Origin of the sequence: Carboxydocella sp. JDF658 (assembly GCF_002049395.1) — a bacterium.
Lineage (GTDB): Bacteria > Bacillota.
In genome coordinates, this window is record NZ_BDLR01000204.1 from 18,171 (window position 1) to 27,950 (window position 9,780).

Sequence of the window (9,780 nt, forward strand, 5' to 3'; positions counted from 1 at the left end):
ACATGGAGATTACGCTATTAGCACCGGCCAAAATCAATTTAACTCTGGAAATCAAGGGCCGGCGTCCCGACGGCTACCATGAAGTAGCCATGGTGATGCAGTCCCTGGAACTGGCAGATACCATTACCTGTCGTTTGCGTTCAGATGGCAAAATCTTTCTGGAGGGAAATCACCCGGAGGTAGCATGGAATGAAACCAACCTGGCCTGGCGGGCGGCCTGGCTCTTGCAGGAAGTCAGTGGGGTCAAACTGGGGGCGGAAATCCTGGTGGAGAAGCGCATCCCGGTGGCGGCCGGCCTGGCCGGAGGGTCCACCGATGCGGCAGGGGTTTTGCGGGCCCTGAATCAGCTCTGGAACCTGAACTGGTCCAGGGAGAAGCTGGCCGAACTGGGGGCTCGCCTGGGGTCGGATGTGCCTTTTTGCCTCTATGGTGGAACGGCCCTGGCCACCGGCAGAGGAGAACAGATTCAGCCCTTACCGGCACTGCCGCAGCATTCCCTGCTGCTGTTAAAACCACCTTATGGAGTATCTACAGCAGAGATTTACGGGCTTTATGCCCGAATGGGCCGAAGTCAGCAGGGGCAAACGGAACGGATGCTGGCAGCTGTAAGGACCGGAAACTGGCAGGAGGTGGCCCGGCATCTGGCCAATGACCTGGAACAGATCACTCTGGCCCTTGCTCCCGACTTAAAAGAGCTAAAGGAAGCGGCCTGCAGGGCAGGATGTCCTGGAGTGTTGATGTCAGGCAGCGGCCCAACGCTGTTTGCTTTAATCAATGATGAAGCTCAGGATCAGGAACTGGCTCAACGCTGGCAGGAGGCCGGACAGGTAATCAGGACAAAAACCGGTTTGCCCCTGCCATTGCCGGGAGAGGAGCAAATGTAGTAAAATGGAGCAGGAGAGGGGGATAGTTCCATGGAAAGAAGATTAATCCCGGTCAAACTGGATAGTTACAAACCTTTAAGGGAAATCGTTTTTGAATCCCTGCGGGAAGCCATTATCAATGGTACCCTGAAACCCGGGGAACGGCTGATGGAAATTCAGTTAGCCGAGGAAATGGGAGTGAGCCGGACACCGGTACGGGAGGCCATCCGCAAGCTGGAACTGGAAGGCTTTGTAGTAATGGTACCCCGGAAAGGGGCCTATGTAGCTGGCATTTCCCTGAAGGATATTGCTGATGTCTTTGAAGTGCGGGCCGCGCTGGAGAGTCTGGCTGCCGGCCTGGCGGCAGAGCGCATAACCGAAGAAGAACTGGAAGCGTTAGAGCGCAGTCTGGTTAAGGTAGCGGAATCGACAGAAGCGGATGACCTGACTTCCCTGATTTCCGCTGATACCGATTTCCATGATATTCTCTACCGGGCCAGCCGCAATGAACGGCTGGTGCAGATTGTCAGCAACCTGCGGGAACAGATCCAGCGTTTCCGCATGACTTCTCTGTCCCATCCCGGTCGGATGCGGGTGGCCCTGGAGGAACACCGCAAAATCGTGGAAGCCATTTCAGAACGGAATGTAGAACTGGCCCAGCAACTGGCTCGCGAACATATCGAAAATGCGGAAAACACCATGTTGAACATGATGCGCAAAATGGAGGAGGAAGGGGCGAAAGGCTAATGCGTGCCCTGGTTTTGGGCGGTGATGCTAAATGTTTACGTCCGTTAGGCCAGGAGCCCATGTTAAAGCGCATTATTGAATGCCTCTGGTCAGCCCAGGTGGTCAAAGAGGCACTGGTTGTGGGACCGGTGGCCCAGTCGCCCTGGCCCCTGCCCCCGGGGATAGCCTGGGTACAGGGAGGCGAAAATCTTTCTCAATCCCTGCAAATTGGATGGGAAGCCCTGCGGCGGCGAGGAGTGGGTAACCGGGAATATATCCTGCTCCTCTCAGGAGATATGCCTTTGTTGTCCCCCCGGCATTTGCAGGAATTTCTTACCGATTGCCAGGGGGAACATGATGCCTATTATCCTATTGTTCGCCAGGAGGACAATGACCGCCTTTATCCCGGAGTAAGACGGACATATGTCCGTCTGGCTGAAGGCACTTTTACCGGAGGCAATGTTTTTTTGATTCGGGCCGGGGTAATGGATAACTGCATGGATTTGCTGGAACGCTTTATTTCCGCCCGCAAGCAGCCCTGGCGCCTGGCACGATTGCTGGGGCCCACTTTTCTGTGGCGCTGGTGGCGGCAAACCCTGACCATTGCCGATATTGCCCGCAAGCTCCAGCAACTGACAGGGTTTTCCGGTCAGGCGGTGATTTGTCCCCATCCGGAAATTGCCCTGGACCTGGATAAGGAGGAAGACTGGCTCTGGCTGGAAAAAGGCCAATATTTCTGAACATCCTCATGGACAGAGGATGTTTTTTTTATTATAATGATGGAAAAATGAAATTTTTTTGCCTCAAATGGATAAAATATTCGGGAAATGGGAGAGTGATTCCCGTGAAAATTAAACGCAGTGCCAGAACAATTATTATCGTACAGGAACTGCTCAATCGACCCCATCATCTCTTTCCCCTGACCTATTTTGCTGATGAACTGGGAGTAGCCAAATCCAGCCTCAGTGAGGATATTGGGCTGATCAAGGAAACTATAGCCCGGTTACAGCTGGGGATAGTGGAAACTGTAGCGGGAGCAGCCGGTGGGGTTCGTTTTTTGCCTTTAATCGGGGCGGAAAAACGGGCCAAACTGGCGAAAGAGCTCTGTCAGAGGTTACAGGAGACGGAACGCATCATTCCGGGCGGATTTTTGTATATGAATGATATTATCTATGATCCGGAAATCGCCGGCTGGATCGGCCAGATCTTCGCTTCCCGTTATGTCTACCAGCCGCCGGAATATGTCCTGACCGTGGAAACCAAAGGCATACCCCTGGCTATGATGACCGCCAGGGCTCTGGGGGTGCCTCTGGTCATCGCCCGGGATGACAGCAAAGTTACCGAAGGGTCATCGGTGAGTATCAACTATGTTTCCGGTTCCACACGACGCATTCAGACCATGGCCCTGGCCCGGCGCAGTTTGCCCCGGCAGGCCAGGGTCCTGATCATTGATGATTTCATGAAAGCCGGGGGTACGGCCCGGGGCATGAAAGAACTGCTCCAGGAATTTGAAGCGGAAGTAGTAGGAACCGGCGTCCTGATCGCTACTGTGGAGCCGGAACAGAAACTGGTAGGAGACTATTTCTCCCTGCTGGAGCTGGTAAATATTGATGAGGAAAAGAAACAGGTGGAAATCCGGCCAGCGGCCTGGGTAACCCAGCCGCTGGCAGAGGAGGAAGGTCTGTGGCAATTGTAGATTTGACCATGATTGAGCAGGCGGCAGTCCGCCTTCAAGGGGTTGCTCACCGCACTCCCCTGGACCTGTCCACTACCTTCAGCCGTCTGAGTGGTCGGGAAGTCTGGTTAAAACATGAGAATCTGCAAAAAACCGGTTCTTTTAAATTGCGGGGCGCCTATAACAGGATTTTAACCCTGTCCCCTGAAGATAAGGCCAAAGGGGTAATAGCCGCCTCAGCAGGGAACCACGCCCAGGGAGTAGCATACGGGGCCAGTGCTGCAGGCATTCCGGCTACCATTGTCATGCCGGAGGGAGCTCCTCTCAGCAAGGTATCCGCTACCCGCAGTTATGGGGCCAGAGTAGTGTTGAGCGGAATTTCCTATGATGAGGCTTACCAGAAGGCCAAAGAGATTCAGGAACAAACCGGAGCCACTTTCGTTCATGCCTTTGATGACCCGGAAGTCATAGCGGGGCAGGGGACCATCGGCCTGGAGATTCTAGAGGAGATTGAACCGGAAGTGGTGGTAGCCCCTATCGGCGGCGGGGGGCTGGTGGCCGGACTGGCTACAGCTATCAAAGGTCGCAATCCCCGCATTAAAGTGATCGGGATTCAGGCGGCCGGAGCTCCGGCTATGTACCTGTCCAAACGGGCCGGCAGCTGGCAGGAGATCATTCAGGTGGATACCATTGCCGATGGGATTGCAGTTAAAAAACCGGGACAACTAACTTTTCAGATTATCAATGACCTGGTGGATGAGATTGTGACCGTTACGGATGAGGAAATCGCCCAGGCCATTCTCATGCTGCTGGAACGGGGCAAAACCATTGTAGAGGGAGCGGGAGCAGTAGGCGTAGCAGCCTTGCTGGCAGGCAAGCTGCCTTTCAGCGGCCGAACTGCGATTGTCCTTTCCGGTGGCAATATTGATGTGAACATGGTGGCGACCATTATTAATCGCGGTCTCAGCAAAGCTGGCCGCCGTTTGCGCTTTCGCACCATTCTGGTGGATAAGCCCGGCAGCTTGCAAAAATTGCTGGAGCTGATCGCTCGCACCAGGGCCAATGTCATCTCCATTACCCATGATCGTACCCGTCCGACTTTAACCTATACCCAGGCGGAAGTGATCCTGGAACTGGAAACCCAGGATAATCAACATATTGGGGAAATTCTGGCGATACTGCAGAATAACCACTATCAAGTGGAAATAGTTAGTTAAAGGAGGAACGAGCAATGACAAAAGAAATTATTTCTACTACCGCAGCACCCCAGGCCATCGGACCCTATTCCCAGGCGGTCAAGGTGGGCAATTTGCTATTCTGTTCCGGTCAGATTCCCATTGATCCCGTCACTGGCCAGCTGGTTACCGGGGATATCCAAACCCAGACCCGCCGGGTGCTGGATAACATTAAGGGTCTACTGGAAGCTGCCGGCAGCTCTCTGGATAAGGTGGTAAAAGCAACGGTATTTATTAAGGATATGAATCAGTTTGCCACCATTAATGAAATCTACGCTACATACTTTACTGCCAATCCGCCGGCCCGCTCCCTGGTAGAGGTAGCCCGCCTGCCGAAAGATGTCGATATTGAGATTGAGGTAATAGCCTTATGTGAATAATTGTGTAAGAATTTGTATGAAACTTTTAGCACAAATAAGCAGGATTTTTTTGGGATGGAGAGAATAAAATAACCTGTATTGGAAAATAATATCTAGTAGGCAACCAGGAAGGTGGTGAGACTATGCTTAATATTACCGATGTACGGATTCGGAAACTGAGCCCGGAAGGAAAACTGAAAGCAATTGCCTCTGTCACCCTGTCCAATGTCTTCGTTGTCCATGACATCAAAGTGGTGGAGGGTCAAAAGGGCTTATTCGTGGCGATGCCCAGCCGCAAGACTTCTGAGGGGCATTACCGTGACATCGCCCATCCTATAACTTCAGATTTCCGGCAGCTGATTTCCCAGGTGGTTCTGGACGCCTATCAACAGGCAATGGTAGAGGAACAGGTCAGTGCTTAAACAGCAACACCCCGCGTCAGCGGGGTGTTTTTTTGGGTTTTATTTCATAAAATATAGAAATTTGCCTTTTGCCGGTCATTTTGTTATAATAATTACAAAAGAGGAGAGGAGGAGATAAAATGACTAAAAAAGTACTGGTACCTTTGCTCGCCTTTTTGCTGGGCGCAAGTCTATTAAGCGGCTGTGCTACCAACAAGTCTGAGCCAAAACAGGAAAAACCAGCTACTGAAACCAAGCAATCGACCACCCAAACCCAGCCTGAGCAACAGCCCGCCAAGAAAATTACCATTTCTTTGACAGGTGCAAAAAATGGTTGTAATGATTGCCATGCACCTGGTAAAGTCATTAAGACTAAAGATGGCAAGGAAAAGGATGTTTCCCTTGCTGGCGAAACCAAATTGATACCCAATCACCCGGAAATTGACAAGAATGCGCTGATTGCTGATTGCATGAATTGTCATAAGCTATCTCCCGAAAAAAGGGAAAAATTTGTTAACAAAATCCATGATGTGCACATGAATAGTGAGGCATTCACTGTTAAATATAAACAAACCTGTAGCGGTTGCCATGATATGAGTAAAGTAAAAGGTCTATAGGAAAAAAGAGGGGCAGTGACCCCTCTTTTTTTCATTTTTCGCGGCAGAAGGGCAGGAATTAAGGGAAAGCTGTTGAATATACAAAAAGTTAGGCATAATAACAAATGGATAGCTCATATAAAGGAGGCGTCTTTTTTGGAAGGGCTGGCAGCAGTCATCCTGGCAGCAGGAAAAGGGACAAGGATGAAGTCCCGGCTGCCCAAAGTATTACATCCGGTCGGGGGCCAACCGATGGTCAGCCATGTCATGGCAGCTTGCCGTACTGCCGGAGCGCAACCGGTGGTGCTGGTTATCGGGCATGGAGCAGAACAGGTGCAGGCCACTTTAGGGCCGGAGCAGATATATGTAGAACAGAAAGAACAACTGGGTACAGGTCATGCTGTCATGCAGGCAGAGACTGTATTGCGGGATTTTGAGGGAGATATTCTGGTTGTGTGTGGAGATACCCCTTTGTTGCGCGGTGAAACCCTGGCGGCTCTGGCCCAGTACCATCGCCAGCAAGAGGCAGTGGCTACGGTACTGACCATGACGCTGGCAAATCCGACAGGTTATGGCCGGATTATCCGGGATGAACAGGGCCAGGTGGCAGCCATCGTGGAGGAAAAGGATGCTACCCCGGAGCAGAAAGCCATCAGGGAAGTCAACTCCGGTACATATTGCTTCCAGGCGCAGGCCCTCTTTGCCGCCCTGCAGCAAATCACCCCCAACAATGCCCAGGGGGAGTATTATTTAACGGATGTGCTGGCTATTTTCCGGCAGCAAGGGCAAAAGGTAGCGGCCTGGCAGCTGTCAGATGATACAGAGGTGATGGGTATCAATGACCGGGTGGCCCTGGCAGAAGCCAACCGGCTGTTCCGGGAACGCATTAACCGGCAGCAGATGCTGGCAGGAGTAACCATTCTTGACCCGGCCACTACTTATATAGAGGCGGAGGTCAAAATCGGCGCTGATACCGTCATTTACCCCAATACCCACTTGACAGGCAAAACCACTATCGGAGCTGGCTGCCAGATCGGTCCTGATACCAAAATTATGGACAGCCAGATTGGAGATGGGGTGGAGATCCAGTTCAGCGTGGTTTTGCAGGCGGAGATCGGCAATGACTGTACTATCGGGCCCTTTGCTTACTTGCGCCCTGGTACCCACCTGGCGGCCGGGGTCAAGGTAGGCGATTTTGTGGAAATTAAAAATGCAGTGATTGGCCAGGGCAGCAAAGTGCCCCATCTCAGTTATATAGGAGATGCGGAGATTGGCTCCGGGGTTAATATCGGGGCTGGCACCATCACCTGCAATTATGATGGTTACAAAAAATCAAAAACCATTATTGGCGATGGCGCCTTTATTGGCAGCAACAGCAACCTGGTCGCACCGGTAACTATTGGCGCCGGGAGCCTGGTTGCCGCTGGTTCCACTATTGTTAAGGATGTACCGGCTGATGCCCTGGGGGTGGCCCGGGCGCCGCAAAAAAACCGGGAAGGCTGGGCTAAAGCTCGGCGCGAAGCAATCGAAGGAGGTAAAGCATAAATCATGGGTGTGCGCCAGATGAAAATTTTTACCGGTAATGCCAACCCGGCGTTGGCAGCGGAAATCGCCGAATATCTGGGGGTTAATCTGGGACAAGCTCAGGTTTCCCGCTTTAGTGATGGCGAAATCGTGGTCAAAATCAATGAGAGCGTACGGGGGGCGGATGTATTTGTCATTCAGCCCACCTGTAGCCCGGCCAATGACCATTTGATGGAACTGCTGATTATGATTGATGCCCTGCGTCGGGCTTCTGCTCGCCGCATTACTGCCGTTATTCCTTATTACGGTTATGCCCGGCAGGATCGAAAAGCCCGGGGCCGGGATCCCATTACTGCCAAGCTGGTGGCTAACCTGATTACCGTCGGGGGAGCTCGTCGGGTAATGACCATGGATTTACATGCTGGTCAGATTCAGGGCTTTTTTGACATTCCGGTGGACCACTTGCCCGGGGTTCCCATCCTGGCCGAATATTTCCGCAATAAGAACCTGGAGAACGCTATTGTTGTCAGCCCTGACCTGGGCGGAGTAACCCGGGCCCGGGCTCTGGCTGACCGGCTGGGCAGTGCCATTGCCATTATTGACAAACGGCGGCCGGAACCGAATGTAGCAGAGATAATGAACATCATAGGCGATATCGAAGGCAAGACAGTGATCATGATCGATGATATCATCGACACCGCCGGGACTATCACCCTGGGTGCCCAGGCCTTGATTGAGCGGGGGGCGAAAGAGGTTTATGCCTGCTGTACCCATCCGGTCTTATCCGGTCCTGCTATCTCCCGCATTGAAAACTCTCCCATCAAGGAACTGGTGGTAACCAATACCATTCCCCTCTCAGAGGAAAAACGCAGCAACAAAATCAAGGTCCTGTCAGTTGCGCCGCTTCTGGGTGAAGCCATTTTGCGCGTTCATGAGGACCTGTCAGTGAGTATGCTGTTCGATTAGGTATAATACTTATCTAAAACGGGCATAATACCAGCACAAACAAATGGTGCTGGTATTATTTTTTTTGGAGGTGTAGTCATTGACTGGTCAAAATCTGACAGCCCGAATTCGGGAGAGAGACGGAAAAGGGCATAATCGCCGCCTGCGCCGGTCCGGCTGGGTGCCGGGAGTTGTATATGGTAATGGTATTGATGGCAGTATTTTGGTCGCAGTGGATAAAGTACAATTGCGGCAACTGCTCAACAGTCCGGGCGGCCGTACCCGCTTGCTGAGACTGGATTCCGGCTTGCCTACGGGCCCTATTGACGCTTTGATCAAGGAAGTGCAGTGGGATCCTGTTACGGAAGAGCTCCTGCATGTGGATTTGCAAAAGGTGGAAACAAACCGCAAAGTTCATGCCCAGGTACCGGTGCACCTGGTGGGAGAAGCCCAGGGGGTAAAGGCCGGGGGCATTATTCAGTTTAATGTTCGCCAGCTGGAAGTGGAATGTTTGCCCCAGGATATTCCGGCGGAAATCACCATTGACATCAGTCACCTGAAAATAGGCGGAATGATCCGGGTCAAGGATATCCCTGTTCCGCCTGGTTGCCAGATTGCCCAGGATCCCGATACTATTATTGCCGCAGTGATTGCACCCAGGATGCAGGTCGAGGACGTAGAAGTGAAAGTGGTTGAATCCGTACCAGCCAAACAAGCGACTACCACTGCGGCATCATAATAAAGTGACCCTCTGCCCACTGGCAGGGGGTTACTTGCTTCTGCTGGCTCTGGTTGTATATAATGAGGGAGAGCAAGGGAGGTATGCAGCAGCTTCAGAAAACTATACTATAATTGATTGTACCTAACTATTTTACTATTATAAAAGCATGGAATATTATCCATTGGAGAGGCAGCAAAGTCCGGCAGGGTTTCGGGGAGCTGATCAGGAATGCCAAAGAAACACGAGAAGAACAATTTAGCATAACTGTATGCGGTGGGCCTTTGAACTGGTCAGGGTGCAGGAACCGGACCTTGCTAAAGGTTGTCTGGCTATAGACACAAACTTACCCGAACGGCTTTCTTTATATCAGAATACCAGACTTAGCCCATGCTTCCAGCTTCCGGCGTAGCTACCTGATAGGCGTTTTAGCCAGAGTAGTGGTAGATATAGCTTTCTTTTCAGGCAAACCCATTGTTTTAGAAAACCTGAACTTTGGCAAAGACAGACTGGACACTAATAAAAAGTTTAACCGCATGGCTTCCAATTTTCCATTTGCGAAGATGGTAGGGGCAATGTATCGGAGAGCGGTGAAAGAAGGGGTGCCTTTCAAGTTAGTATCACCCCGGCATACTTCTACCATAGGTTACTGGAAGTATATGAAACGTTACGCCGTTCCGGTGCATTGCGCGGCGGCACTGGTTACAGGACGCCGGGCAATGGGGTTCAGGGAACGGG

The 9,780-nt window shown here is 51.9% G+C and carries 12 protein-coding genes; all 12 read left to right on the top strand.

All coding sequences use genetic code 11. From position 1 onward, the window contains the following. Window positions 1–2 precede the first annotated feature (2 nt). Window positions 3–884: a 4-(cytidine 5'-diphospho)-2-C-methyl-D-erythritol kinase gene (gene ispE / locus JDF658_RS13770; protein WP_078665728.1), complete on the top strand. Its 882-nt coding sequence runs from the start codon at window positions 3–5 to the stop codon at window positions 882–884. A gap of 30 nt (window positions 885–914) precedes the next feature. After that, entirely contained in the window at window positions 915–1,610 is a 696-nt protein-coding gene (locus tag JDF658_RS13775; protein WP_078665727.1) for a GntR family transcriptional regulator, read from the top strand. Continuing rightward, the gene (locus JDF658_RS13780; protein WP_078665726.1) at window positions 1,610–2,329 is read left to right on the top strand and encodes an NTP transferase domain-containing protein; all 720 of its coding nucleotides are present in this window, start codon (window positions 1,610–1,612) and stop codon (window positions 2,327–2,329) included. The genes JDF658_RS13775 and JDF658_RS13780 overlap by 1 nt, the downstream gene beginning before the upstream one ends. A 104-nt stretch (window positions 2,330–2,433) precedes the next feature. Next, window positions 2,434–3,285, top strand: coding sequence for a pur operon repressor (gene purR, locus JDF658_RS13785; protein ID WP_242946690.1), 852 nt, complete (start codon window positions 2,434–2,436; stop codon window positions 3,283–3,285). An 8-nt stretch (window positions 3,286–3,293) separates the two neighbouring features. Then, window positions 3,294–4,481: a threonine ammonia-lyase gene (gene ilvA, locus JDF658_RS13790; RefSeq protein ID WP_079908053.1), complete on the top strand. Its 1,188-nt coding sequence runs from the start codon at window positions 3,294–3,296 to the stop codon at window positions 4,479–4,481. Between the two features lie 14 nt (window positions 4,482–4,495). Then, on the top strand, window positions 4,496–4,879 hold the full coding sequence (locus JDF658_RS13795; RefSeq protein WP_079908046.1) for a RidA family protein: 384 nt from the start codon (window positions 4,496–4,498) through the stop codon (window positions 4,877–4,879). 122 nt (window positions 4,880–5,001) lie between these two features. After that, complete coding sequence (spoVG, locus tag JDF658_RS13800; RefSeq protein ID WP_078665724.1) at window positions 5,002–5,280, top strand: septation regulator SpoVG; 279 nt, start codon at window positions 5,002–5,004, stop codon at window positions 5,278–5,280. A gap of 119 nt (window positions 5,281–5,399) precedes the next feature. Further along, window positions 5,400–5,876: a hypothetical protein gene (locus JDF658_RS13805; RefSeq protein ID WP_079908048.1), complete on the top strand. Its 477-nt coding sequence runs from the start codon at window positions 5,400–5,402 to the stop codon at window positions 5,874–5,876. A gap of 135 nt (window positions 5,877–6,011) precedes the next feature. Next, complete coding sequence (glmU, locus tag JDF658_RS13810) at window positions 6,012–7,400, top strand: bifunctional UDP-N-acetylglucosamine diphosphorylase/glucosamine-1-phosphate N-acetyltransferase GlmU (protein WP_079908049.1); 1,389 nt, start codon at window positions 6,012–6,014, stop codon at window positions 7,398–7,400. Between the two features lie 3 nt (window positions 7,401–7,403). After that, window positions 7,404–8,345, top strand: coding sequence for a ribose-phosphate pyrophosphokinase (locus tag JDF658_RS13815; protein WP_078665722.1), 942 nt, complete (start codon window positions 7,404–7,406; stop codon window positions 8,343–8,345). Between the two features lie 79 nt (window positions 8,346–8,424). Beyond that, on the top strand, window positions 8,425–9,063 hold the full coding sequence (locus JDF658_RS13820; RefSeq protein ID WP_079908051.1) for a 50S ribosomal protein L25: 639 nt from the start codon (window positions 8,425–8,427) through the stop codon (window positions 9,061–9,063). 398 nt (window positions 9,064–9,461) lie between these two features. Then, window positions 9,462–9,780 (top strand): IS200/IS605 family accessory protein TnpB-related protein (locus JDF658_RS13825; RefSeq protein WP_278308131.1); only part of this gene is annotated, 319 nt, incomplete at its 3' end.